The organism is Phytohabitans kaempferiae (assembly GCF_042433955.1).
Taxonomy (GTDB): Bacteria; Actinomycetota; Actinomycetes; order Mycobacteriales; family Micromonosporaceae; genus Phytohabitans; species Phytohabitans kaempferiae.
Genome location: NZ_JBHLUH010000049.1, coordinates 17,252 through 42,167, shown reverse-complemented (window position 1 = coordinate 42,167; position 24,916 = coordinate 17,252). Strand labels below are relative to the sequence as shown.

At 71.3% G+C, this 24,916-nt stretch carries 24 protein-coding genes; 11 read left to right on the top strand and 13 right to left on the bottom strand.

What is annotated here, in order from left to right:
- The first annotated feature begins 48 nt into the window (after positions 1 to 48).
- Together ACFFIA_RS23455 and ACFFIA_RS23450 are read left to right on the top strand one after the other, a co-directional pair.
- On the top strand, positions 49 to 273 hold the full coding sequence (locus ACFFIA_RS23455; protein WP_377253779.1) for a hypothetical protein: 225 nt from the start codon (positions 49 to 51) through the stop codon (positions 271 to 273).
- Positions 270 to 1,055, top strand: a complete 786-nt coding sequence (locus ACFFIA_RS23450) for an SDR family NAD(P)-dependent oxidoreductase (RefSeq protein WP_377253778.1) — start codon at positions 270 to 272, stop codon at positions 1,053 to 1,055. Before ACFFIA_RS23455 ends, ACFFIA_RS23450 begins: the two co-directional genes overlap by 4 nt.
- Here the strand turns inward: ACFFIA_RS23450 and ACFFIA_RS23445 are convergent.
- The 3 genes from ACFFIA_RS23445 to ACFFIA_RS23435 form a co-directional block, all read right to left on the bottom strand.
- The gene (locus ACFFIA_RS23445) at positions 1,024 to 1,920 is read right to left on the bottom strand and encodes a hypothetical protein (protein ID WP_377253777.1); all 897 of its coding nucleotides are present in this window, start codon (positions 1,918 to 1,920) and stop codon (positions 1,024 to 1,026) included. The two genes, ACFFIA_RS23450 and ACFFIA_RS23445, sit on opposite strands and share 32 nt — an antisense overlap.
- Before the next feature lie 149 nt (positions 1,921 to 2,069).
- On the bottom strand, positions 2,070 to 3,239 hold the full coding sequence (locus tag ACFFIA_RS23440; protein WP_377253776.1) for a hypothetical protein: 1,170 nt from the start codon (positions 3,237 to 3,239) through the stop codon (positions 2,070 to 2,072).
- Positions 3,236 to 5,203: a phosphotransferase gene (locus tag ACFFIA_RS23435; RefSeq protein ID WP_377253775.1), complete on the bottom strand. Its 1,968-nt coding sequence runs from the start codon at positions 5,201 to 5,203 to the stop codon at positions 3,236 to 3,238. The genes ACFFIA_RS23440 and ACFFIA_RS23435 overlap by 4 nt, the downstream gene beginning before the upstream one ends.
- Before the next feature lie 95 nt (positions 5,204 to 5,298).
- Between ACFFIA_RS23435 and ACFFIA_RS23430 the strand changes: the two genes are divergently transcribed.
- Positions 5,299 to 5,748: a hypothetical protein gene (locus ACFFIA_RS23430; protein ID WP_377253774.1), complete on the top strand. Its 450-nt coding sequence runs from the start codon at positions 5,299 to 5,301 to the stop codon at positions 5,746 to 5,748.
- A gap of 39 nt (positions 5,749 to 5,787) precedes the next feature.
- Here ACFFIA_RS23430 and ACFFIA_RS23425 read toward each other — a convergent pair whose 3' ends face one another.
- Positions 5,788 to 6,180, bottom strand: coding sequence for a cupin domain-containing protein (locus tag ACFFIA_RS23425; RefSeq protein WP_377253880.1), 393 nt, complete (start codon positions 6,178 to 6,180; stop codon positions 5,788 to 5,790).
- A gap of 128 nt (positions 6,181 to 6,308) precedes the next feature.
- On the opposite strand from ACFFIA_RS23425, the gene ACFFIA_RS23420 reads away from it, so the two are divergent.
- Positions 6,309 to 7,340 (top strand): potassium channel family protein, encoded by a 1,032-nt coding sequence (locus ACFFIA_RS23420; RefSeq protein ID WP_377253773.1) that lies wholly within the window; start codon positions 6,309 to 6,311, stop codon positions 7,338 to 7,340.
- Positions 7,341 to 7,518: 178 nt separating this feature from the next.
- Here the strand turns inward: ACFFIA_RS23420 and ACFFIA_RS23415 are convergent, their stop codons facing one another.
- Positions 7,519 to 9,471, bottom strand: a complete 1,953-nt coding sequence (locus ACFFIA_RS23415) for a vWA domain-containing protein (protein WP_377253772.1) — start codon at positions 9,469 to 9,471, stop codon at positions 7,519 to 7,521.
- On the bottom strand, positions 9,468 to 10,871 hold the full coding sequence (locus ACFFIA_RS23410) for a sigma 54-interacting transcriptional regulator (RefSeq protein ID WP_377253771.1): 1,404 nt from the start codon (positions 10,869 to 10,871) through the stop codon (positions 9,468 to 9,470). Before ACFFIA_RS23410 ends, ACFFIA_RS23415 begins: the two co-directional genes overlap by 4 nt.
- A gap of 592 nt (positions 10,872 to 11,463) precedes the next feature.
- Here ACFFIA_RS23410 and ACFFIA_RS23405 point away from each other — a divergent pair.
- The 6 genes from ACFFIA_RS23405 (at position 11,464) to ACFFIA_RS23380 (ending at position 17,719) form a co-directional block, all read left to right on the top strand.
- Entirely contained in the window at positions 11,464 to 12,540 is a 1,077-nt protein-coding gene (locus ACFFIA_RS23405; protein WP_377253770.1) for a hypothetical protein, read from the top strand.
- Positions 12,527 to 15,124 carry a sensor histidine kinase gene (locus ACFFIA_RS23400; RefSeq protein WP_377253769.1) on the top strand — a complete coding sequence of 866 codons (2,598 nt, stop codon included), beginning with the start codon at positions 12,527 to 12,529 and terminating at the stop codon, positions 15,122 to 15,124. Before ACFFIA_RS23405 ends, ACFFIA_RS23400 begins: the two co-directional genes overlap by 14 nt.
- A complete protein-coding gene (locus ACFFIA_RS23395) occupies positions 15,124 to 15,555 on the top strand; it encodes a roadblock/LC7 domain-containing protein (protein WP_377253768.1) in 432 nt (143 codons plus the stop codon). The genes ACFFIA_RS23400 and ACFFIA_RS23395 overlap by 1 nt, the downstream gene beginning before the upstream one ends.
- 52 nt (positions 15,556 to 15,607) lie before the next feature.
- A complete protein-coding gene (locus tag ACFFIA_RS23390) occupies positions 15,608 to 16,036 on the top strand; it encodes a DUF742 domain-containing protein (RefSeq protein WP_377253767.1) in 429 nt (142 codons plus the stop codon).
- Entirely contained in the window at positions 16,014 to 16,601 is a 588-nt protein-coding gene (locus ACFFIA_RS23385) for a GTP-binding protein (RefSeq protein WP_377253766.1), read from the top strand. Before ACFFIA_RS23390 ends, ACFFIA_RS23385 begins: the two co-directional genes overlap by 23 nt.
- An 80-nt stretch (positions 16,602 to 16,681) precedes the next feature.
- Positions 16,682 to 17,719, top strand: a complete 1,038-nt coding sequence (locus tag ACFFIA_RS23380) for a hypothetical protein (protein WP_377253765.1) — start codon at positions 16,682 to 16,684, stop codon at positions 17,717 to 17,719.
- Between the two features lie 82 nt (positions 17,720 to 17,801).
- Here ACFFIA_RS23380 and ACFFIA_RS23375 read toward each other — a convergent pair whose 3' ends face one another.
- The gene (locus ACFFIA_RS23375) at positions 17,802 to 17,984 is read right to left on the bottom strand and encodes an RlpA-like double-psi beta-barrel domain-containing protein (protein ID WP_377253764.1); all 183 of its coding nucleotides are present in this window, start codon (positions 17,982 to 17,984) and stop codon (positions 17,802 to 17,804) included.
- Between the two features lie 118 nt (positions 17,985 to 18,102).
- Here ACFFIA_RS23375 and ACFFIA_RS23370 point away from each other — a divergent pair, with 118 nt between their 5' ends.
- Positions 18,103 to 18,792 carry a cellulose binding domain-containing protein gene (locus ACFFIA_RS23370; RefSeq protein ID WP_377253763.1) on the top strand — a complete coding sequence of 230 codons (690 nt, stop codon included), beginning with the start codon at positions 18,103 to 18,105 and terminating at the stop codon, positions 18,790 to 18,792.
- Here the strand turns inward: ACFFIA_RS23370 and ACFFIA_RS23365 are convergent.
- From ACFFIA_RS23365 to ACFFIA_RS23340, 6 genes are all read right to left on the bottom strand, one after another.
- Positions 18,764 to 19,678, bottom strand: a complete 915-nt coding sequence (locus ACFFIA_RS23365) for an N-acetylglucosamine kinase (RefSeq protein ID WP_377253762.1) — start codon at positions 19,676 to 19,678, stop codon at positions 18,764 to 18,766. The two genes, ACFFIA_RS23370 and ACFFIA_RS23365, sit on opposite strands and share 29 nt — an antisense overlap.
- A gap of 7 nt (positions 19,679 to 19,685) precedes the next feature.
- Entirely contained in the window at positions 19,686 to 20,894 is a 1,209-nt protein-coding gene (locus ACFFIA_RS23360) for a family 16 glycosylhydrolase (protein WP_377253761.1), read from the bottom strand.
- Positions 20,895 to 20,936: 42 nt separating this feature from the next.
- Positions 20,937 to 21,755 carry a carbohydrate ABC transporter permease gene (locus tag ACFFIA_RS23355; protein WP_377253760.1) on the bottom strand — a complete coding sequence of 273 codons (819 nt, stop codon included), beginning with the start codon at positions 21,753 to 21,755 and terminating at the stop codon, positions 20,937 to 20,939.
- Positions 21,752 to 22,636: a carbohydrate ABC transporter permease gene (locus tag ACFFIA_RS23350; protein ID WP_377253759.1), complete on the bottom strand. Its 885-nt coding sequence runs from the start codon at positions 22,634 to 22,636 to the stop codon at positions 21,752 to 21,754. The genes ACFFIA_RS23355 and ACFFIA_RS23350 overlap by 4 nt, the downstream gene beginning before the upstream one ends.
- Positions 22,637 to 22,653: 17 nt before the next feature.
- Positions 22,654 to 24,042, bottom strand: a complete 1,389-nt coding sequence (ngcE, locus tag ACFFIA_RS23345) for an N-acetylglucosamine/diacetylchitobiose ABC transporter substrate-binding protein (protein ID WP_377253758.1) — start codon at positions 24,040 to 24,042, stop codon at positions 22,654 to 22,656.
- 126 nt (positions 24,043 to 24,168) lie between these two features.
- Positions 24,169 to 24,903, bottom strand: a complete 735-nt coding sequence (locus ACFFIA_RS23340; RefSeq protein WP_377253757.1) for a sugar isomerase domain-containing protein — start codon at positions 24,901 to 24,903, stop codon at positions 24,169 to 24,171.
- Positions 24,904 to 24,916 lie beyond the last annotated feature (13 nt).

Genomic DNA, 24,916 nt, shown 5'->3' with positions numbered 1-24,916 from the left:
TCACCCAACGTCCAGACACGACGATGCGTGTCGAGCGAAGATTGCCTGGTGACTGCCACCTATCTACTCGACCTCGAGTGTCCGCGGTGCGAGACCCGCTACGACGCCAGCCGGCCGCGAAATCTCTGCGCGTGCGGGTCTCCGCTGCTCGCGCGGTACGACCTGGCGGCCGCCCGCGCGCTGCGCGCCTCCGGCTGGCTGGGTGAGGACGAGGAGGCGGTGGTGCTCAACACCGGCACCGGGCTCAAGTACCCGGATAACGTGGAGACATGACGCGGATCTTGATCACGGGAGCGTCGGACGGGCTGGGGCGGGCGCTCGCGTACGCCCTCGCCGAGCGGGGACACGAGCTGATCGTGCACGGCCGTGACGCCGCCCGGCTGGACGAGGTGGCCGAGCGCACCGGCGCACAGGCGATCCGGGCCGACCTGTCGTCGCTGGCGGAGGTACGGCGGCTGGCCGAGTCGGTCGACGGCGACCTCGGCGTGCTGGTCAACAACGCGGGCGTCGGCTTCGGCCCGCCCGGCGAGCCACGGCAGCTCTCCGCCGACGGATACGAGCTGCGGCTGGCCGTCAACTACCTCGCGCCGTACCTGCTGACCCGGCTCCTGCTCCCCCGGATCGAGCGGGCGGCGCCGGCCCGGATCGTCAACGTGGCCTCGATCGGTCAGCGACCGTTCGATGTGGACGATCCGATGATGGAGCGCGACTACGACGGCACCGAGGCGTACCGCCGGGCGAAGCTCGCCCTGGTCGCGCACACCTTCGACCTCGCCGAGGAGCTGGCCGGCAGCGGTGTGACGGTCAACTGCCTGCATCCGGCGACGCTGATGCCGACGGCGATGGTGGCGCAGGCGGGCCGGGGTCAGGTCGACACGCTGGAGCGCGGTCTCCACGCGACGCTACGACTGGTAATCGACCCCGCGCTGGCCGGCGTGACCGGGCGTTACTTCAACGGCGAGCAGGAATCGCGGGCGCTCGACCAGGCATACGACCTGGACTTTCGCAAGCGGCTGCGGCAGCTCACCGAGTCGCTAGTCGCGGCACGGGACTGAGCCGGGGGCGGCGCACCTGGCTGGCCCTGGCGACCCGCCCGCGCTCGACCACCGCCGCCCGGCCGCCTACGAAGGCCAGGTCGGGCAAGTGCTCGCGAACCGCGTCGAGCCGGGGGCGGAAGTCGTCGGCGCTGGCGGCGGCACCGATCCGCACCGCCCGCCGCACGAAGTCGTCTTCGTCGATGAGCACAAGGTCGACGTCGGCGTATCGGGCGAGGTATCGCGGCATCACGTGCTCGCGCATCCAGCTCGACCGGCACACCATCTCGTTGTTGACCGGGAAGACGTGCGGGCGGACGAAGGCTGTCTTGACGCTGGCCGCGACGTCGAGCAGGCGCTCGGGACGGGTCTCGCGCTCCAGCACCGTCGCCATGAGGTCGCGGAAGAGGCGGGCGAACTCCGCGCGGAAGAGCGCCGGATCGGGCGTGCCGCTGCCGTGGAACTCCTTGGCCAGCCGCCGGGCCCGACCCCGCCACGGCTCGGCGCGCAGCGTGAAGCCGAGCACGCGGGAGACCCGGTCGGGGATGTAGTCGGGCCGGACGTTGAGCCCGGTCACCAGCAGCAGCGGATCTTCGACCACGCCGGTAATGGCGTCGGCGCCGAGCACGATGCGCCCCTCGGGGCTCAGCTCGTCGATCCGCTTGTGGTGCACGCCTTCGAGGTCGGCGAAGTCTTCGTCGGAGAGCCGCGCGTCGACGAGGGACTTGGTGAACACGCGGATGTTGCCAGCCTGGTCGAAGCGCCCCAACTCGGTGTTGTGCGCGAAGGGCCAGCGGTTGAGGTCGTGGTGGAGGCAGAGCCGCACGACTCGCTCGACATCGACACCGGGCTGGCGCTCGGCGAGGCGGCGAGCGACCCAGGCCATGCGGCCGACGTGCCATATCCGAGCAAATGCCGACGTGCGCGGATCGCGATCTTCGCCATACACCGAAACAAAACCCGTGACGCGACGCAAGCGACGAACCGCCCGAACGGTGCTGTAACCGCTGGGCACCGAAACAGGGGAAACGACCGTCACGCCGCGAGCCCCCCTTCGGTAAACGACCCCAGCCAGGCCTTCTGTCGCCGCACTCCTTGGGCTCGAATCGCCAAATGCCGACCGTAGCCGTGCAGGAGTGTATTGTAGTCAAATTCGTCGATCATGTCACCGATCACCAGCTCCCCCGCGGTGACCGACACCTGTCCCGCGCCGAGACCCAGATACGCGGCCACTCTGGCCGCCAGCGTCGCAGCGTCCGTCCACTCGCCCGCCGCCGCCACGGCGCACCGCCCCCGCTGGACGAGCGGGCAGGCGGCGGGGAGGCAGCGGTGCGCGTTGTACGGCTGCCGCCAGGTGCCCAGCGCCTCCGGCTCTCCGCCGAGAAACGCCAGCGCGCACGAGGTGTTGCGGTACAACGGGTAGCCGGCGGCCAGTGCGGTCGCCCGCGCGTCCGTCCAGCCCTCCTCGTCGAAGACCTCCCACTGCCCCGCCGGTGCCGCCATCGACTCCGGCAGGAGCGTGACGAGGCGCTCCTCCCGTGTCGGTACCCCGGGACCACGCGTCAGGCCGACCACGACGGAGCAGGCCATGTCGGCGGTGGCCAGCCGCCCCACCAGCGTCTCCAGCTCGGCGCGGCTCTGCCGCAGCTCGGCCACGAACGGGCGCCAGAAGTGCACCGCCTTCTGGTGTGCGGTGCGCGACACCAGGCGGGCGTTGTCGAGCGTGGTGTCCAGGTCGGCGATCGGGCCGCGCTCCAGCGGCAGCCCGGCGTGCCGCCCCAGCGACTGGCTGAGAAACCAGTAGATCGGGAAGCCGTGCCCGTCGACCGCGGCGAGCAGGTCGGGATCGAGCCGCCCCTTGGTCACCACCACGAGCGGCCGGCGCGGGATCCGCTCGGCGAGCAGCGCCACAATCCGCACCAGGGCCTCGCGGTTGGGGCGGGTCAGCACCATGTCGGTGTAGTTGCCCACGCACAGCGGCGTCTGGTCGGTCGCCGGGTCGATTACCCCGGCGCGCCGCCCGCAGAGGTAGTCCTCCACGGCCGCGACCACCATCTCCGGAGTGGCCCGCACCGCCGGCCGGGCCGCCCGCAGGCCGAGCGGGCCGAGGTAGCAGTACGCGCAGTCCGCCGGGCATCCGAGGATCGGGTCCACCGTGATCCACGAGTCGTGCTCCGCCACCAGCGGCACGACGGCGGCGGTCACTGGCTTTCCGTCGCCTCCCACGCCTCGAAGACGCTCGTGCGTGCCCTCCTGCATCGCTCCTCCAACTGGCTCGCGTCGGTGACCGCGTCCGCGTTGTTCCAGTGGAACGAGAACGTCTCTTCGAGCAGCCGCTTCATGTGCAGCCCACCGGTCTCGAACTGCAGCTCGAACGTGTCGAACAGCACCCTTTCGCGGCGGTTGCGCGAGGCGTGGAAGTACGGCTCGAAGAAGTACGCCTGCTCGGTCAGCAGCACCGTGGCGCCAATGCCGAACCGGGCGAGCCTTACCTCCACGAGGTTCTTGTACTCCTCCCGAAGGATCTCGTAGCCGCGCAGGCTCGCCTCGAACTTGCGGGCCAGGTCGGCGTGGAGCTCCAGCCGGTCGGAGACCACCGAGCCGAGCCGGCGCCCGTCGGGGTCGTAGCTGGCGGAGATCCCGTACGCCTCCAGGAAGTACGGGTTGCAGATGACCATCTGGAGGCTCGCTCCCGCCGCCAGCAGACGCTTGATCCGGGAGTTGAAGACCCCCCGCGTGGCCAGGTACGAGTAACCGGTCTCGGCGGTGATCCGCACGGACGCGCCGCGGTCGGCGGAGGCGTGCAGTGCGGTTTCCTTGGCGCGGTTGCGCTTCTCGTTCGTCAACAGCTCGTGACCGTGCATCGGTACGTACGCGGCGGTGCAGCGCAGCAGGGTCAACGCTTCGGCAGTGGTCGATATCACCGTCTCCGGAGCGTAGCGATGGCCGTCAAGCATGCGGCGCAGCGCGGTGATCATCCGGAGCAGCGAGAGCATGTCGACGCCGGCGGCGACCGGGCCGTTCTTGGTGACCCAGCGGATCCGCTTGAGGCACTCGCTGAGCAGGAACCAGCGGTACATCATCGCGGCGCCCGGCAGCGACGTGCCGCGCAGCACCGCACACAGCTCCTGCCGCCACATCCGCAGGCCGCGGCGGTGGCGCGGCTCGTCGGGCGAGTCGCGGAGCGCGAAGTCGTCGTCGCCGACCAGGTTGACGGTCTCCAGCAGCTCGTCCTGCACCAGCGCGCCGCCGTGCGCGTGGCGGGGCGTGGTGTGCAGGATCAGGTCGACCTCGAAGCGGGCCAGGTCTTCGAAGACGTGCGCCTGCCGCCCCTTGCCGAAGTCGATCAGGTCGACCTCCGCGCGCACGCTGTTGACCAGGATGTTGGCCAGATGCGCGTCGCCGTGGATCAGCCGACGGTCGGCCACCGGCGCCACGCGCACCGCCGCGGCCGCCTCGGTGTACCAGGCCCGGAAGTCGCGCAGGTCTTCGATGTCGGACCAGAGCGCGGCGGCGGTGGTGAGGCTGGCGTTGATGTCCCGATCCCAGTCGACGTCCGGCAGGTATTCGACGAGCGGCCGCCCCTCCTCCTCGTTTTGCAGGTCGGCGTTGCGCACCAGCAGGCTGGCCACTTTGTACAGGCAGGCCCGCACCGTGCGCTCCGGCGGCGTGCCCTCCGCCATCGGCATCCGCACGAACGACTGGAGGAATTCGCCGAACTCGCTGTAATCGGCCAGCTCGCGGTAGGTGCGGCTGCCGATATAGCGGTACGCCATCGCGCTCCAGCTCTCCGACTGGTCGCGGATTTCCACGTCGACCGGGCCGTAAATGCCGTCGAGCTGGTTGTTGACAAGCCATTCGTCGGCGGAGCCGAGAAATGCGACGCGGTTCTGGTGCTCGAGCCGGATCTCGTCGCTCGGGCCGCCTTTCAGAATGAACAGCCCGCGCCCCGGTGCGTACACCATCGCGACCAGCAGGCCGCTGTAACCGCCTTGGAGCACGCGCACGTCGATGGTCGCGCCGGCTCTCGAATCACTCTTCGGCTGCTGCTCTCCCACCACCAAGTGGACCAGGCGCCGGACATCGCCGGCCGTCAGTTCGGAATGCTTGCCGATCACGGTCAGCCGGGGCGGCACGAAGTCTCCAGACGACAAGAACGAGGGGGTCACGGCCGATGCTAGCCGCGCCCAGATTGTCTGGTCTACCGGCCTCGTGCCCGCTTCGCTACTCTGCGGGTCGGCGTACTTGGAAGGGATCGCCAGCGATGGGGTTCGGCGAGTGGGCGGCGTTCACGGCCGCGTTCATCAGCGGGGCGAACATCGTCGTGACCACACTCCTGACCCGCAGCCGCGACCGCACGGGCTGGTCCCGCCAGGCTCTCTCGGACACGCTGGTCGCCCTGCTGGAGGCGAGCTGGCGCAGCTCGGACGCGGCCCACGACCGGCACGAGCTGGGCCCCCAGCCGCTCGACCCGGCCGCCGCGGCGCGCCTCGACGGCGCCATCGAGGCCGCGTTCGCCGAGCTGCGCATGAACCTGACCCGCCTGCGCCTGTTCGCCTCCGAGAAGGTCGGCACGGCCGGCGTCGACCTGCTGATCAAGCATCGCGAGCTGCGCGACGCACCGCTGGCCGACCGTCCCGCCCAACTGGAGGCGGTGAGCGCGGCACGGCGCCGGCTCATCCAGGCGGCACGCCGCGAACTCAAGACCGACTGACGATCCTGTCCGACCAGCGGGCGGCCCGTCCGAACGGCGTCACGCGGTGGGCGGCTCGTCCTGACCTGACTCCTCGGCCTGCTCCGCCTCCTCCTTCGTCTGGTGGATGGCGCCGTCGGCGTGCTCGGGCGGGCCGTACACGGTGTAGAGCACCAGCGGATTGGGCCCCTTGTTGACGAAGTTGTGCTTGGTGCCGGCCGGCACGGCGACCAGGTCGCCCTGGGCCACCTTGCGGATCTGGCCGCCGACCTTCGCCTCGCCCACGCCACTGACGAACGTGAGGATCTGGTCGGTGGTCTCGTGGACCTCCTCGCCGATCTCACCGTCTGGCGGGATTGTCATGATCACTAGCTGCACGTGTTGCCCGGTCCACAGCACCCGCCGGAAGTCCGGGTTCTCCTCGGCGACGGTCGCGATCGTGAAATGCTCCATGTCCTCTTCGTACCCCATTTGCTCCTTGATCAACGCAAGTCCGCGATGACCGCTCCGAAGTCGGATGGGTGCAGGTCAGAGGCAGAGCGGCTGATCTATCGTGTAGGCGTGCAGGTCCGAGACATACCGTGATCCATCTGCCTGTCCCCACGCGGGGACCGCTGCGCGCCCTCGGCGTGCGCCTTTTCACCGCCGTTGCCCTCGTGCTGGGCGTCGTCGCCGTCGTCTACCTGGATCGGGGCGGCTACCGAGACGTCAACGGCGACGGCATCACGCTGCTCGACTGCTTCTACTACGCGGTCGTCTCCCTCTCGACCACGGGCTACGGCGACATCACGCCCATGTCGGAGGATGCCCGACTGGTCAACATCCTCGTCGTCACACCGGCGCGCGTGCTGTTCCTGATCATCCTGGTCGGCACGACACTGGAGGTGCTGACCGAGCAGTACCGGACAAACGCTCGCCTCACCCGGTGGAGAAAGCATTTGAAGGACCACGTGATCGTCTGCGGATACGGCACCAAGGGGCGCAGTGCCGTGGCGGCGCTGCGGGAAAACGGCTTCGACATCAAGCGCATCGTGGTGGTCGAGTCGGAGCGGGGCGCGGTGCGCCAGGCCACGGCCGACGGGCTGGTCACGCTGGAGGGGTCGGCGACCCGCTCGTCCATCCTGGCCGACGCGCACATCAAAGACGCCAAGGCCGTGATCATCGCGACCGACACCGACGAGGCGTCCGTGCTGGTGACGCTCACCGCGCGCCAGATCACCGCCGGCAAGGTACGCATCATCGCCGCCGCCCGCGAGGCGGAGAACGCGCCGCTCCTCAAGCAGAGCGGCGCCCACCAAGTGATCGTCTCGTCCGCGACCGCCGGCCGCCTGCTCGGCCTCTCCACCTCCGCACCGCCACTCATCGACGTGGTGGAAGACCTGCTCACGCCCGGCCGGGGCATGGCGCTGGCGCTGCGCTCCGCCGAGCGCGCCGAGGTGGGCAAGTCGCCGCGCAAGGTGAGCGAGCTGGTGATCGCCATCGTGCGGCACGGCCGCGTGATGTCGCTCGCCTCGCCCGAGTGCGCCACGATCGAGACCGGCGACCTGCTCGTCTACGTCCGCGACGACTCGCCGGCCACGATCGACACGCAGCCCGCCCGCGACCACGCCTAGCCGAAGCGGACCCGCCGGCCTCTGGCCCGCCCGCACCAGATCCATTTGGGCTGCCGCGATGGCCGTCGTGGTCCGGACCGCCGCTCCCGCGGCCGCGCCCTCCGCGTCCACACGCCCGAGCCGGCGCCGCACGCCGACCCGGTTTTCGCCGCCCGCGCGAGCCCGGACGGTGCGGAGGTCAGCGGGCCACGCGGCCCCGGCGGGCGCGGATGTAGTCGGAGACCACGTAGCGGCCGAGGTCTTCGGTGTCGGGGGTGAAGACACGGCCGCCGCTACGGCGGGCCACCGCGTCGACGAAGCGGCGCAGCCCCGCGTCCTCGCCGAGCATGAAGAGGTTGAGCGTGGCGCCGTAGCGGGTCAGGGCGTCCACCTCGGCGACCGTCGCCTGCACCGTCTCGGCCAGCGGCGGCCAGAAGAACACCGCCTCGCCGCCCTCCTCCAGGTGTGCCGTGGGCTCGCCGTCGGTCACCACCATCACCACCGGCTCGGAGCCGGAGTGCTTGCGCAGGTGGCGGCCGGCGAGTTGAAGGGCGTGCTGGAGGTTGGTGCCCTGCACGTAGTCGGGCTCCACCGCCGCCAGCTCCTCGGCCGTGAGTCGCATCGCGTACCGGCCGAAGCCGACGATCTGCAACGCGTCCTGCGGAAACTTCGTCGCCACCAGGTGCGAGAGGGCCAGCGCCGTCTGCTTCATCGGCCCCCAGCGGTCTTCGGCGACCATCGAGTACGACAGGTCGACGCAGAGCGCCACCGCCGCCGAGGCGCGCCGCTCCGTCTCCACCACCTCGAAGTCGTCGACCTGTAGCGAGACCCGGCCCCCACCACCTCGACGGACCGCGTTGGCCACCGTACGTACGACGTCGATGGGCTGCTCGTCGCCGTACTCCCAGGGGCGGGACGCGCCGGTGATCTCGCCGGCCGCGCCCGCGTCGCGCAGGTCGTGCTGTCCCCGGCGGCCGGTCTCCAGCGAGGCGAAGACACGGCGCAGGGCGGTGCCGCCCAGCCGGCGCAGCGCCTTGGGGCTGAGCGTGAGCCCCTCCGCGCCCCGGCCGAGCCAGCCCTGGCGGCGCAGCTCGCGCTCCAGCTCCTGGAGCCGCCGCACGTCACCGGCCGCGTCCCGGCCGAGGACGCGCTCGACCGACTCGACGTCGATGTCGTCCAGCGTGGCGCCGGGATGCTCCTGGCCCAACTGGTCGAGCAGCTCGTCCAGGTCGCCGATCTCGGCCAGCGCGCCGGCCGCCTCGCCGTATCCCAGCCCTCGCTCGCCCCGTACCTGTGTCCGCCGGTCCCAGCCCAGGTCGGGTCGGAGCGTACGGAGGTTGGCCGTGAGGCGGGCCATCTGGTCGGCGAGGCCGGCGTTGCCCAGCGCCTGCGCCATCAGCCGGGACAGCTCCTCCTGCTGCTGCGGGGAGAGCGAGCGCATCAGCCGTTCCCCGGCCGCGGCGCGGCGGGCGAGCGCGTCGATCAGCTCGTCGACCGAGCCCGGCTTCTCCGGGAAGAAGTCACCGTGCCGCCGCATGAACTCCTTGAACGCGTCGGTCGTGTCCTCGCCGCGCGTGTGCCGGTCGAGCAGCGCGTTGAGGTCGGCGAGCATCTCGGCCACGCGCCGCTGGGCGGCCGGGTCTGGGTTGCCGAGCGCCTCCCGCAGTCCGGCGAAGCGCTGCTCCAGCACCTCGTCGCGAAGGCCGTCGAGGATCTGCTGGTACGTGCGGCGCGCCTCGTCGCTGGCCCACTCGTAGTCGGCCAGCTCCTCCACCGCGCGGGCGGTGGAGCGGGGCAGGCTGTCGAGCCGCGCCTCGCTGAACCGGGCCGCGTCGTCAGTGCGCCGGCCCAACTCCTCGCGCTCGGCGGCGAGAGCCTGGTCGAGCAGCGCCTGGGCGCGGGTGACCGCACCGTCGAGGTTGCCCCTCCGCATCGCCTCGCGGCGCATCCGCCGGGCCCGGGCGGCCAGGTCGTCGAGGCCCCGCCCGCCGTCCGGGCCGCGCCGGAGCAGGTTGCGCAGCGCCTCGCGCAGGCTGCCGCCGGCCAGCACCTCGCCGCCGACCTGGTCGACGGCGGCCCGCACGTCGTACGGCGGCGCGAGCGGGTCGGGCCCGCCGCGCCAGGCGCCGTACCGGAAGCGGTTGGACTTCACTCGCGGCCCCCGTAGAGGGTGCGCCCCTCGTCGGTCATGGCCTTGGAGAGGCGGCGGGTCAGGTGCAGCCCTTCGAGCGCGAACTCCACGCCGGCCGCCGCCTGCGCCGGGGTCGGCGCGTCGTCGAAGCCGAGCCGCGCGAGCACCTTGGCGAGGCCGGGCACGGTGCCGACCTGGCGGAGCAGGTCTTCGGCGCCGACCAGCTCGCCGGTCTCCACGATCTCGCCGTCGGCCACCAGGTCGGTGAAGCCGGAGAGGTCGAGCCCGGCCAGCCGGGCCCGGAACGTCTCGGCGGTGGCGGTGCGGAGCAGGTGGGCCAGTACCTCGATCTCCCGCCCCTCCTCACCGCTCTCGAACTCCACCTTGCCCCGCAGAGTGCTCGTGATCGAGGTGGCGTCGCCGACGCGGGCGGTGGCGTGGGGCTCGCCGAGGATGCCGGCGCGGCGCAGCGCGGAGGCCGCCACCGTCTCGGCCGCCGCGATGGCGAACCGCGCGGAGACGCCCGAGCGCGCGTCGACCGACGGCGACTCGCGAACCGCGCGGGCGAAACGGGCGACCACCTCTAGCACGTGCTCCGGCACCTCGGCCACGAGCTGCGCCTCCTGGCGGATCAGGTCGAGCTCCAGCGCCAGGTCGAGCGGGTAGTGCGTGCGGATCTCCGCGCCGAAGCGGTCCTTCAGCGGGGTGATGATGCGCCCGCGGTTGGTGTAGTCCTCCGGGTTGGCGCTCGCCACGAGCAGCACGTCGAGCGGGAGCCGCAACTGGTAGCCGCGCACCTGGATGTCGCGCTCCTCCAGCACGTTGAGCAGCGAGACCTGGATCCGCTCGGCCAGGTCGGGCAGCTCGTTGACCGCGAAGATGCCCCGGTTGGTACGGGGTACGAGTCCGAAGTGGATGGTCTCCGGGTCACCGAGCGTGCGCCCCTGGGCCACGCGGATCGGGTCGACGTCGCCGATCAGGTCGCCGACGCTCGTGTCCGGGGTGGCGAGCTTTTCGCCGTATCGCATGGACCGGTGCAGCCACCGGACCGGCAGGTCGTCGCCAAGCTCCTCGGCCTGGCGGCGGGACGAGGGGGTGAGCGGCTCGTACGGATGCTCGTTGAGCTCGGAGCCGGCGATGACGGGCGTCCACTCGTCGAGCAGCCCCACCAGCGAGCGGATGACCCGGGTCTTGCCCTGGCCCCGCTCGCCGAGCAAGACCATGTCGTGGCCGGCCAGGAGGGCGCGCTCCACCTCGGGCAGCACGGTCTCGTCGTAACCGACGATGCCGGGGAACCGGGGGCTGCGGTCGCGCATCCGGGCCAGAAGGTTGTCGCGAAGCTCTTCCTTGACCGTGCGGTGCCGGTGGCCGCTGGCGCGCAGCTCACCGACCGTCCTGATGGTTTCAGGCGTTGATGTCACCGGCCAACGCTAGCTCGGGTCTGTTACCAGCGGTCGAGGCTACGGGCCATGAGCACGACGGCGGACGAGCGCCGAGCGACGGAGCGTGGCAGGCACCAAGCGGGAGTCGCGAGGCTACGGACCATGAGCACGACGGCGGACGAGCGCCGAGCGACGGAGCGTGGCAGGCACCAAGCGGATCGGTTGACCCCGCGTCGGCCAGCCGGGCGGACTAGGGTGACGAGAGGCGCGTAATCGATCAACTCGCGGCGCACCCTGACTGACCGGACACACAGCGCGGCACAGACCAATTCGGATGTCGCACATTCCGACCTTTACTGACAGACCAGGTGCAGCAAACCTTTGCCATGCCCAGGCAACGACGCTGCGATAAACGAACATCTACGCTCTGCGCTGGGAGCGCTCCCGTTTGCAACACCTACCTTCTGGAACGGTTCCGCTACGGCTGTTAGCCGGCCTAAGTTCCTCGGCGGGTGGCACCGCGATACCGGTCGCGTGAGCTGTGGGGGCCCTGCCATCCCATCCGTCGCTGCCGCCGGGAGGGTGGACGATGAGCGCTGCCACGCCGAACGCGCCCGCGAGAGCATCCCTAGTGGGACCGCTGCTCGTGTTCGCGCTGCTGATCCCCGCCGGGGTGCTCTTCGGGCAGGCGTGGCAAGGGCAGTCGGAACGGCTCTCGTTCGCGGCGAAGGAGCGGCAGGGCATCGAGTACCTCGTCACGCTCGGCCAGGTCACGACCGCGCTCACCAATGCGCAGTCGGCGGCGGTGGCCGGGCGGGCGGTGGACCGGACCGCGCTCACCCGCGCGGTCGACGCCACGACCAAGGTGGACGACCGGCTCGGCGACGACCTGCGGACCAGCGAGCGGTGGTCCGGCCTGCGCGTCAAGATCGAGGCGCTCGCCTCCGTACCGACGGGCGACAAGACGCGCGTGTACGCGGCGTACAGCGAGGTGACCGACCTGCTGCTCGCCCTGTACGGCAAGATCCGGGAGAACTCGCAGCTGATCCGCGACCCGGAGGCGGACACGTACTTCCTCCAGGACGGCGCGGCCGAGGAGCTGCCCGAGGCGGTGGTCGCCGCCGGCCAGTTCGCCGACCTGGTGGGCATCGCCTCGACCCGGCCGGCCGCGGAGCGTACCGCCGCGATCGCCGAGCTGAACGCGGCCCGCGAAATCGCCCTCGACCCCGCGGTCGACCTCGCCGACGGCCTCCAGTCCGCTGTGGACAGCACGGAGAGCCGGCGGCTCGGCAGCAACCTGCTGAGCCGGCTGGACCGCTTCCGGCGGAGCATGGACGGGCTGGCCGCCTCGGCGGGCACGCTCGACGGGCGCGCGCCGCTGCCCGCGCCCGACCGGCTCAACACCGCGCGCGTCGAGGTGCAGGCCGCCGCCTCCGAACTCTCCAACGCGATCCTCGCCGAGCTGGACGTCCTCATCGAGGACCGCCAGTCGAACATCCAGACCGAGCGGCTGATCTCGCTCACCGCGCTGGTCGTGGCGGTGCTCGGCTGTGCCGTACCCACGGCACTCGCGCTGCGCAAGCGGCGGCGACGCCGGCGGCCGTTCGGCAATCCACAGCGGACGGTGCCGCCCCGCCCCGCGGGCACCGAGCCGGCAACGCCCGAGTCGGTCGCGTACCGGTGGGAGCCGACCGGTGCTGCTCGGTAGGCTGCGCGTCCGCGGCAAGCTGGCCGTCCTGGTCATGGTGCCGCTGCTCCTGGTCGGTGTGCTCACCGTCCCACTCGTGATCAACCGGGCCGGCCTGGCCGGTCGTGCCGCGGACACCGCCCGCACCGTACGGGTCGCCAGCGAGGTCGGCGGTCTCGTCGGCGACCTCCAGCAGGAGCGGATGCTGTCGGTCGGCTACCTGCTCGGCACCGTCGACGGCTCCAGCCTGACGCTCCAGACCACCGCGGTCGGCGACCGCACCACCGACCTGCGCGCCAACCTCGGCAGCGACCTGCCGCAGGGGGTCTCCGACGCGATCGACGCGATCGACAGCCTGGAGGAGGTGCGCGCCGGCGTGCTCGGCCAGGCCCTCCGCGCCGACCAGGTGATCGCCGCGTACGGCGCGGTGACCGCGCGCATCCTCGACTCGCTGCGGCTGCTCGACAACATCGACGTGGGCACCACCGAGGGCCGGCAGGTGGTCGCGCTCGAAACCGTCCTCCAGATGAACGACCTCATCAGCGCCGGCGCCGCGCTCATGGTGGTCATGGTCGCCGAGCGCAGCCCCGCGGCGATGACCGGCTACACCGCCAACCTGGCCGCGCTCCAGGCGATCATCACGCGCTTCAACGCGTACGCCACCGCGGAGCAGAGCGAACTCTTCCAGCTCGTGCAGCAGGCGTTGAACGACCGCGTGGGCGCCGACCTCCCGGTGACCGTGCAGACCAACCCGCTCCAGTCGCTCGCCCGCTTCCAGGTGGAGCAGCTCTACCCGTCGCTGGAGTCGTTCATCGTCCTGGGCCGCTTCGTCGAACGCAAGATCGTCACCGACGTCACTGCCGAGGTCGAGCGGCAGCAGCGGGTCGTCCTCACCACCGCGTACGGCGTCATCACGCTCGCCCTCCTCGTGCTGATCGGCGTCGTGCTGATGAGCGTGGTCGTGGCCCGTGCGGTGGCCCGGCCGCTGACCAGCCTGACGCGCTCGGCCGAACGCGTCGCCACCGTCGCCGAGACCGAGCTGCGGCGCGTGGCCGACGAGGACGCGGACGACGAGGCCGAGCCGATCCACCTCGAACCGGTCGACGTCCGCTCGGCCGACGAGATCGGTGACCTGGCGCGCGCCTTCGACCGCGTGCAGGTCACCGCCGCCCGGCTGGTCGAGCGGCAGGTGAGCAGCCGGCGCAACGTGGCGCAGATGTTCGGCCACGTCGGGCGCCGTACGCAGAACCTGGTCGGCCGCCAGCTCGCTCTCATCGACCGGCTGGAGCAGGACGAGACCGACCCGACCCGGCTCCAGCAGCTGTACCGCCTCGACCACATCTCCAGCCGCCTGCGCCGCAACGCCGGCAGCCTCGTCGTGCTCTCCGGCTCGGCCGGGGTCTCCGGCGCGGAGGAGCACATCACGCCGCTGCCGCTCGCCGACGTCGTACGCCTCGCGCTCGGCGAGATCGAGGAGTACACGCGGGTCGACGTGCAGGTGCCGGCCGGCATCGCGGTCTCGCCCGCGCTCACCGGCGACCTGGTGCTGCTGCTCGCCGAGGTGATGGAGAACGCCACCGTCTTCTCGCCGCCGCACACGCGAGTCACCGTCTCCGCGATGGCGACCGGCCACGTCGTACGCGTCCGCGTCGTCGACCACGGCCTGGGGCTCCCGCCGGAACGGCTCGCCGAGGAGAACAACCGCCTCGCCCACCGCGAGCGGCTCGACCTCGCGCCCACCGAGGTGCTGGGGCTTTTCGTGGTCGGCCGGCTGGCCCGCAAGCACGGGCTGGCGGTGGCGCTGGCCGAGACGCCCGGCGGCGGCGTGACCGTGACCGTCGACATCGGACAGGACCACCTGATCCGCAGCGCCATCCCCGAGCCGGAGACGGTAGCCCCGCCGCAGCCGCCCAAGCCCGCGCGCGGGCTGGCCTCGGTACGGCAGTTGCACGCGGCCCCGCAGGGCGGCGACGAGCCGGCGATCGTGCAGCAGGCGGTGGCGCGAGCCATCGTGGCCACCAGCGACCAGGAGACCTCCTTCAACGTGGTCGCGCTCGACCGGGCCACGCGGACGATCGGCAGTGGGCGTAGCTGGAACGCGTTCGCCCCGCGTACCACGGAGGAGCCGGCACCGGTGATCCGGTCGGCTCCCGTCGCACCCCCGCCGCACACGACGGCGGCCCCGACCGCGCCGGCCACCGGGACCGGACCTGGTGGCCTCCGGCAGCGGGTTCCGGGAGCGCAGCTCCCGGAGGGGACGTCGCCCAGGGAGAGCAAGGCGCCAACGCCCACGGGGGTCGATGCCGCGACCGCCCGCGCGCTTGTCGAGGAATTCGAAGCGGGGGTACGGCGAGCCGAGTCCACTGTGTCCGCTCCGGTCGTCCACAGTGAAGTACCGCCCGTGATCGCGCCGCCGGCGACGGGGCAACGTGCCCCGCTCACCCGCCGGGTTCCGGGCGCCACGCTGCCGGCGGACCTCCCGTCCCAGCCACCGGCACAGGTGCTGCCCGACCTGTGGTCGCCCGACCCGGAGGCGGCCCGGGACTCGCTCGAGCAGTTCGAATCCGGCGTCGCGCGCGCCTTGCAGCAGGAAGGAACCCAGTAGTGAACAACTCAATCCAGTTGAGCCCCGAGGCGCAGACCTTCAACTGGCTCCTGGACTCGTTCACCTCCAGCACCGCCGGGGTACGGGAGGCCATCGCGGTCTCCGCCGACGGCCTGCTGATGGCGATGTCCAACATCGCCGACCGCGCGAACGCCGAACGGCTCGCCGCCGTGGTCTCCGGACTCACCAGCCTCGCCGGCGGGGCCGCCAACTGGTACGCCCTCGGCGGGCTCAACCGCGTCGTCATCGACATGACGGGCGGATACCTGCTGGTCACCGCCATCAGCGCGGGCTCGGTGCTGGGCGTGATCGCGGACCGCTCGGCGAGCCTCGGCACGGTCGCGTACGAGATGACGCTCTTCGCCAGCCGGGCGGGCGGCGCGCTCACCCCACGCCTGATCGCCGAGTTGAAGAACGCCGCCCAGTCGTGACCGCTCCCCGCCACGCGTCGAACCGCCGGGGAGGGGACATGCCGTGAGCTCGATGCCGCCCGACGAACCGATCGGACCGGCCCGCATCCGCCCCTTCCTGGGCGTTTCCGGTCTGGGGTCGGCGGGCGACGCCACCCCTGCCGGGCTGCGGCCGTTCGTCCTCACCTCGGGACGCGTGGACGGCGTGGACCCGGACATCGGGCTGGAGACGCAGGTCACCGCCCGGTCGGACGGGCCGCTGCGAACCGGCGTACCGGTGGCGAACCTCGCGCCCGAGCTGCGCGCGATCGTGGTCCTGTGCGCGGAGCCGATCTCGGTCGCGGAGATCTCCGCGCGGGCGCGGCTGCACCTCGGCGTGACCCGCATCCTCGTCGGCGACCTACGGGCCGCCGGCTACCTCGACGTCCACGCGCGGGAGGCCGCGCGTCCCGACCCCGACACCATCCTGCGAGTGATCCGTGGACTTCGTGCGATCTCCTGAACAGGCACCTCCCATCCCCGTCAAAATCGTGGTCGCGGGCGGCTTCGGCGTGGGCAAGACCACGACCGTCGGCGCGATCAGCGAGATATCCCCGCTGACCACCGAGGCGGTCATGACCTCCGCCGGCGTCGGCGTGGACGACCCGGGCCAGGCCACCGGCAAGACCACCACGACCGTCGCGATGGACTTCGGCTGCGTCACCATCGACCGCAGCCTGAAGCTCTATCTCTTTGGTACGCCCGGACAATCCCGCTTCGGCTTCATGTGGGATGACTTGTCCCACGGTGCACTCGGCGCACTCGTCGTAGTTGACAGCAGTCGGTTAGATGACTGCTACCCTGCGGTGGACTACTTCGAACGGGCGAAGCTCCCATTCGTCGTCGCCGTCAACGCGTTCGACGGGAGACTCGCCCACGACCTGGACGAGGTCCGCTGGGCCCTCGCGGTCGACGAGCGGATTCCCGTTGTCGCCTTCGACGCCCGAAATCGGATCTCCGTACGAGACGCACTGCTCGTACTGCTCGACCGGGCGTTGGACGACGCGGTACGCGGGCAGACGGCATAGCGAGCGAGCTTGCCGTCCGGCCCCTTGACGACACAGGGCGCTGGCCACACCGCCAGACGGCCTAGGGAGGTGTTCGGAGAGTGCGCGGTGGACTCGACGACGCACTGGAGCGCTTGGCCCGCATGGACCAGCTACGCCGGCGTGCCGAGGGCACGTCCGGCAGCTTGCCGACGGCACACGGCCTGGCCGAGGCGATCGAGGCGGTGCGGCGCGTGGTCGAGCGGCATCCCGACCTCAACATCACGCTCTACGGCGAGCAGGGCGAGGGCAGTGCCGAGGTGCGGATCGGCTGGGAGGACGGGGTCGTCCGGGCCAAAATCGTCTCGGTCGAAGGGCCGGAGGGCGCCGCCTTCGGCCCGAGCGACGGCCCGATGCCGGTGCTGCCCGCCGAGATCCCGCCCATGTCCGACCTGCCCCGGCCGATCACCGACGGCAGCCGCGCGCGAGTCGAGGCCTATCCGGCCGCGTGGCACCCCGAGCCTTCGCCGATGCCCGAGCCACGGCTGGCCGACCGGCGCCGCCGCCGCACGGCTGACGCCGGCTTCCTCCCCGATCAGGGCCTTCACGCCGAGCCCCGGCGACCCGCGGAGGCCGAGTTCCTGCCCGAGCAGGGCGGCCTTCACGCCGAGGCGCGGCGCGCCGCTGACGGCGGCCTTCACGCGGAGGCGCGGGGTGCCGCGGAGGGCGACTTCTTCCCCGAGCAGGGCCGGGGTGCCGAGCCCCGGCACGCCGCGGGCGGTGGCTTCCTGCCCGATCCCGGCCAGCGCTTCGATGACCTCGGCCACGGGCCGCGCGGACATCCACTTCTCGACGAACGCCGTGCCGGCGGCCCGGGCTTTCGCGCCAAGCCCAGCCACGCCGCGGACGCTGGCGTCCTCCCCGATGCGGGCCGCGCCACCGACCCGGTCTTCCGCCCCGAGCCCAGCCACGCCGCCGACGCGGGCTTCCTGCCTGACCCCGGCGGGCTGGCACCGGCCGAGCCGACCCGGGGCGGGGAGCCGCCGAGGCTGGCGGCCCCGCGCGCCTGGACCGCCGAGACCGACGACAACGCCGCCGCCCGCCTCGCCGCGATGATCCGCGAAGACCCGTCGCTGCTGGCGAGCCCCGACGACCTCTGAGCCCTCCGCGACTGCCGCTTTCCAGGCGGGCCGCTCTCCAGGCGAGCCGGCCGAGCCCTCGGCGGCTTCGTGAGTGAGGCGTTCACACCTTCTCGATGACCGCCCGGCGGATCAGAAACTTGCCCGGCTCCCGTACCTTCTCGAACGCCGCGTTGTTGAGCAGCACGCAGCTCCCCGACGGCCCGGTCACCCGCACGGTGATCGACTTGTCGTTGTCGAGGTTGGTGACCTTCAGTCGCGTACCGACCGCTTCCAACCACTCCACCGCCATTGGGAACAAGCCTTTCTGTTGGCTGCTGACCCTTGGTACGAACGGCCGTGGCGCAACAGCTCAAGCCAAAACTATATTGATTCTCATGTATCTAAAGCTCGGGTGTCGCGTAGTGGTCGCGGCACTCGCGGGGGCACTTGCCGTGGTCGCTCCCGCCACTGCCGCACACGCCGCGGTGGCCTGTGAGGTCAGCTACTCGATCTCCAGCTGGCCTCCCAACTTCACCGCCAACGTCCAGATCAGGAACACCGGCGACGAAACCTGGAACGGGACCACCGTCGGCTTCCGGTTCACCGGCAACCAGACCATCGCGTCCATGTGGAACCACACCTGGACCCAGTCCGGCCAGTCCGTCACCGCGACCAGCTTGCCCTGGGTACCGCCGGTGGCGCCCGGCGGGACGGCGTACTTCGGCTTCACCGCCTCCGTCTTCGGACCCAACAACCCACCGGTCGACTGGCGGGTCAACGGGGTGCCCTGCGTCGCGCCGGGCGCACCCGCTGTCATCGCCGAGCCCGACCTCATCATGATTCCCGAGGGCACCAGCCGCTCATTCACCGTGCGGTTGAGCCACCCGCCGGCCCAGCAGGTGTCGCTACGGATGTCCATCACCGGCACGGGCACCTGGGCATCGCCGCCCGTGATCCTGATCTTCACGCCGACGAACTGGCACACGCCGCAGTCCTACTCGGTGATGAGCATGCAGGACGCCGACACAGTCGACGACCGCGCGGTCTTCACGCTCATTGTCGACGGCTACGCCTCCGACATCGTCAACTTCTGGCAGGTCGACGACGACTAGAAGCCTCCAGGAGGCGGGCGGCCAGGCGAGCCGCCCCCTCCTCGGCCGGGCCGGCGGTGCGCAGCGGTGCGTCGGGCCACGCCGCCGTGAGCCGGTCGTGGACCGCTTGCCGTAGTGGAAGGCATTGGCGCAGCACGCCGCCGGCGAGCACGATCGGGCTGCGGTCGCCGGGCTCGCGGACTCCGGCGAGAGTCCGGCAGAGGTGGCCGGCGGCTTCGTCCATGATGGAGAGTGCCAGCGGGTCGCCGGCAGTGGCCGCGGTCGTGACGAGCGGGGCGAGCGCGGCCAGCTCGCGGGGCGGGCGCTCGTAGACGGCCGCCACGAAGGGGTCGCCCGCGCGCTCCCCCACCTCGGCGCAGACCAGCTCGACCAACCGGCCGGGCGGGGCGCCGCGGTAGAGGGCGCGGGCGGTGGCGGTGGCGGCCGCGCGGCCGATCCAGAAGCCCGAGCCCAGGTCGCCGAGGAGCCAGCCCAGGCCGTCGGCCGTACGCACGAGGTCGCCCTCGCGCACCTCCGCCGCGACCGCGCCGGTGCCGGAGATGAGCACGCTCCCGGCCGGCGCGTCCGTACCGGCGGCGAAGGCGACCACGGCGTCGCCGACGACGTGCAGCGGGCACCGTACCCCCAGGGTGTCGAACGCGGCCCGGAGCACGGCGGGGCGGGACGCCCCAGCGGCGCCGGCGACCGCCGCCCCCACCTCCGCACGGTCCACAGTGGACAGTGCCTCGGTCAGGGCGGCGGTCAGGTTGGCAGCCACTTCGGCGGCGGGCACGGTGACGGGGTTGGCGGCACCCGCGCGGCCGGAGCCGGCACGGGTGCCGCCGAGGGTGGTGACGACCGCACGGGTCGCGGTGCCACCGATGTCGATACCGAGGACGAGCGTCATGTACGGGTCAGCAGCGCCCGAGGTCTTCCCACTGCTGGGTCCAGCCGGGCTCGCTGCCCTGCGTCCACCAGCGGGCCCGCCACAGGTGCACGCCGTCACCGGAGGGCGGACCGCCGGGCACGCCGTTGGCGCTGCGCTGGTGCCGTACGAGGTTGCCGCCCTGGTACACCGAGTTGATGTTCCAGAACGGGGCGGTGGAGCAGCCCGGCCCACCGGTCGGGTTCACCGTCGGCGAGACCGAGGGCGAGACCGACGGCGAGACCGACGGCGACACGCTCGGCGAGGCGGTGGTGGGGTTCGGCGTCGGGCAGGAGCCGCCGCTGCCGACCGTGTCGGTGTGCGTGGTGCCGGCCGAGCGGAAGGCCGCGACCCGCGCCGCCGCCTGAGCGGGCGTGAGCGTCTCGTTCACGGTGTGGTAGAGGTAGTCGACCTGCTGGCGGTAGGTGGACATGCCGCCCGTGTGCGCCACCGTGTCGATGAACCACAGGTTGAAGTTGATGGACATCGGCGTCTCGGGGTAGTAGATGCCACTGTGGTCGGCGAAGAGCACACCGTCCACGTAGTACTTCACGTGGCCGCCCGAGACGGTGAACATCAGGTCGTGCCAGCCGGCGAAGCTCTGCCGCTGCGCGGTGTGCGTGTTCACCGCCTCCCACGGCTCCGGCCGGTAGGTCTCCCAGGTGGTCTGGTAGAAGATCGGACCCTGCTCGCCCCAGCCGCCGTTCGGCAGGTACTCGAAGTCGATCTCGCCGTAGTTGGGGTCCATGGCCGAGTTGAGCGGCGTGATGGTGAAGAAGGTCTCGACAAGGCGGTCGCCGTCGTTGCCGCTCACCGGCGTGTCGGTGAACTTGACCCGGGCCGCGTACGTGCCCTCGAAGAACTTGCGCTGGTGGAAGAGTTCGGCCTGGCTGGTGCCGCCGGACGTACCGTCGGTGGATGCCTGGAGCTGGAGCGACTTGGCGCCGTCCACTGTGGGGAACGAGATGTTGGAGGCCGGCCAGGAGGCGCCGGGCACGCCCGGGCCGCCGGCGTTGGTACGCACCGTCCAGCCCCGCTGACTGATCAGTGGGTCAGCCGGTCCGCTGTAGTTGAAGTCGTCGAAGAGCACTTGGCAGGGGGCGAGGGCGACGGCGGGGCTGCTGCTCGCCACTGCGGCGACGGTGCCCGTGGCGAGTACGGCCGCGGTCGCGGCGAGACCAGCGGTGAGGCGTTTCACGGCGTGCTCCTTTCTTGGGGACACACTCTGGGGGAAGGCGCGTCACTTCACCGCGCCGGCGGTGAGGCCGTCGCGGATCTGGCGCTGGAACAGGATGTACGCGACCAGGACGGGCAGGATCGCGATGACGAGACCCGCGAACAGGCCGCTCCAGTCGCTGCGATAGCCCTGGCTGACAGCGAGGGAGGCGAGTCCCTGGGCCAGGACGTACCGGTCGGGATCCGGGTTGAGCACGAGCGGTAGGAGGTACTGGTTCCACAGGCCGAGGAAGTTGAAGATGCCCACGCTGACCAGCCCGGGGCGGGCCATCGGCAGCATGATGCGGAAGAACACCGCGGCGTGTGAGCACCCGTCCAGGAACGCCGCTTCGGCGACGGCGGTCGGCAGGGTACGGAAGAACGCGTGCAGGAAGAAGACGGTGAACGGGAGGGCGTACGTGGCGTACACGAGGATCAGCCCGTGGTAGCTGCCGAGCATGCCCAGTTGGTCGACCACGAAGAAGAGCGGTACGAGCGCCAGGAAGACCGGAAAGAGCATCCCGGCGACCAGGGTGTAGTAGATGACCCGGTTGCCCGGGAAGGGATAGCGGGCCAGGCAGTACGCGACGAGCGCGCCGAAGAGCATGGTGAGGAGGAGCGCGCCGCCGACCACGACCACGGTGTTGAACAGGTAGCGGCCGATCGACGCCTCGGCCCAGGCGCGGGCCCAGTTGTCGAACTGTGGCGTGGCCGGCAGCGACCACGGGCTGTCGAAGATCTCCTCGTCGGTCTTGAGCGAGGAGACGAACGCCCACAGTAGAGGGAGCGTGACCAGCAGCGCCCAGACGAGCAGCACCACGTGTACGAGGCGACTTGTCTTCATGCCATCTCCACCCGCTCGCGCCTTGTCACGCGGAGCATCAGCAGGACGAGCGTGAGGGTGAGGAAGAAGAGCGCGACGCCCATCGCCGACGCGTAGCCGTACTTGCCGTACGTGAAGGCGTTGCGGTAGAGCGAGAGCCCCATCACCTCGGTGCTGTTGTCCGGCCCGCCCGGCCCCACGGTCATGATCTGCACGAGCGCGAAGCCGTCGAGCGCGATGATCCCCAGGTAGACGAAGGCGACCTGCACGCTGTCCCACACGAGCGGGAGCGTGATCCGCCGGAAGAGCGTTAACGGCCCGGCGCCGTCGATCAGCGCCGCCTCGGTGATGTCCGCCGGGATCGACTCGATCGCCGCCGCGAAGAGCACGACGTAGAAGCCGACCGCCGACCAGATGACCGCCGCCATCACGCACCAGAGCGCCAACCGCGGCTCGGCCAGCCACGAACGCTCCAGCGTGGACAGTCCGACGCGGTCGAGAAAGCCGTTGAGCAGCCCGCTGTTGGGCGTGTACACGAACTGCCACAGCACCGCGATGATGGCGACCGACAGGAGTTGGGGGAAGAAGTACACCACGCGGTACGCCCGCAGGAGGCGGCTGCCCCGCGTGGAGGCGGCGAAGAAGAGGGCCAGCGCGATGGTGACCAGCGGCACGACCACGAGCATCAGGCCGTTGTGGCGCAACGCCGACAGGAACAGCGGGTCACTCCAGAGCCGGGCGAAGTTGTCCAGCCCGACGATGTTCACCTCGCTGGACACGCCGTTGAAGTCGGTGAAGGCCAGATAGAAGGCCTGCGCGTACGGCGACACGACGAAGACGGCGTACAGCAGCAGGGGCGGGAGCATCGCCCCGGCCAGAAACCGGTACCGGCCGTGCCGCATGGGTCACCCTCCCGCGCTCAGCGCTTGTGCTTGGTGACCGAGGAGTCGGCGGCGACACCGTCGGCCGCCTTCTGCACGCGCTCCGCCCACCTGTCCGGCGTGAGCCGCTTGGTGAGCAGCTCCCCGGTGGCGTCGTCGAGGGCCTTGGCGAGCGGTGGGTACCAGGTGCGGAAGCGGTACCCGAACATGTTGGCGCCGGCCGCCTTCGCGGTCTCCGCCGTCGAGGCGAGCCCGCTGGTCAGCGTCAGCCCGTCGGTGGAGCCGGCGACGACCGGCAGCGCCTTGGAGTTCTGCGCGAAGCCGCGGGCCACCTTCTGGGAGAAGAGGATCCGTAGGTACTCCAGGCCGCCGCGGGCGTTGCCAGCCTTGGCGGGTACGAGGAACGACTCGCTGCTGGCCGCCATCACCGCACCGGCCGGGAGCTTGTCGCCGGCGGTCAGCGCGGGCACGGTGCCCAGCACCATGTCGAAGCCGGCCGGCGTGACCTGCTGCTGCTCACCCTCCAACCAGGAGCCGCAGGGGATGAACGCGGCCTGCCCCTTGCTCCACGCGTTCTGCGCCTCGGTGTGCGAGAGCGCTTCGGAGCCGGCCATGATGTGGCCGCGCGCGGCGAGTTGGTAGACGGCGTCGGCCGCGGCGAGCATCGAAGGGCTCTTCCAGATGCCCGGCTCCAGGTTGTCCACCGACTTGACCAGCTCGTGCCCGCCGGCCTTGGCCGCGAGCGACACCAGCGGGTCGTTCATGTACTCGGGGAACTTGCCCTGCCAGGTCCACGGCGCGATGCCGGCCTTCTTGATCTCGTCGCCGAGGGCGAGCATGTCGGCCCAGGTGGTCGGGTACGTCCAGCCGTGCTTGGCGAAGAGCGACTTGGAGTACCAGATCCCCCAGAGGACCGAGGAGTAGTTGAGCACGAGCACCTTCCCGTCGAACGTGCCCTCCTCGATCACGCCGGGCATGAGCGTGTCGCGCACCTTCTTCGACGGGTCGTCCAGGCTCGGCGCGTCGAGCAGCTCATTGAGGTCGGTGAGCTTGCCGGACGACACGAGCGTGACCAGGTCGAGCCGGCCGGCGCCGCTGTTGTCCACGACGTCCGGCGGGTCGTCCGAGATGAACCTCGGCTGGAGCACCTCGCCGACCCGCTGGATGCCCTTGTGGTCCACAGTGGCCTTGGGAAAGCGCTGCTCGTAGAGCGTGCCGGCCTCGATGGCGTACTGGTCGCCGTAGCCGCCCTTGAAGACGACCACCTCCAGCGGGGCGTCCTCCGGCGCGCCGAGCGGGTTCTCGGCCGTGGTGGTGCCCTTGGCACTCGTATCGTCGTCGTCGGCGCCGCTCGTGGCGCAGGCGCTGAGCGCCGCCGCCGCGACCGTCCCGAGCAGGAGCGTGCGTCTGGTGGGATGTGCGTTCACGGTGTGCCTCCCTTCGAGGGCTGTGCGGTCTCGCCGGACCCGGGCCGGCGGGTATGGGGGATCCGCCGATGAGCACGGCGGGCTGGCGGTCCGCCGGACGCGGCCGCGATGGGGATGCCGAAGCGGTTACGCGGTGCGCCGGATGCGGCCGACGTACCGCGCTTCGAGGAGCTGGTTGTGCTCGTGCCCGCCGGGGATGTTGGCGGACAGGTAGATGGGAGGCGTCTGCCCCGCCTCGGCCAGGCGGGCGACCACCTCGGCGACGACCATCTGCGCCAGCACCGCCGCGGTGACCGAAGAGACCGCGCCGACCTGGCCGGGCAGGGCCACGTCCCCGTACGGCGCGCCGTTGTCGAGCACCACGTCGGCGAGGTCGCGCAGGCGCTTGCCGGAGGGGTGCGGTGCGGGCACGCGCCCGCTGTGCTCCAGCGAGGTCACCGCGATCAGGCCGTGCCCGCGCTCCTTGACCAGCAGCGCCAGCTCGACGACGACACCGTTGACGCCGGAGTTGGAACCGATCACGAAGACATCGCGGGGGTCGACCGGAGCCAGGTCGTAGAGACGCCGGGCGACCGTGGGGTCGCGCTCCAGGCCAGGATCCTCGAGTACCGCCCGCGGCTGCCCGCCGTACAGCACGATGTCCCGGAGCGCGATGCGGTTGGTCGGCACGAGCCCGCCGGCCCGTCCGGCGATCTCCATGGCGAGTGCCTCGGAGTGGCCGGAGCCGAACGCCTGCACGACGCCCCCGCGGTCCAGGGCGGTGGTGATCAGGGTCGCGGCGCTCTTGACGCCGTCCGCCTGGCTGGTGCCGACCTTGGCCACGAGCTCAGTGATCATCGAGAGGTACGCCTGGGCGGTCATCTGTCCTCCGTGT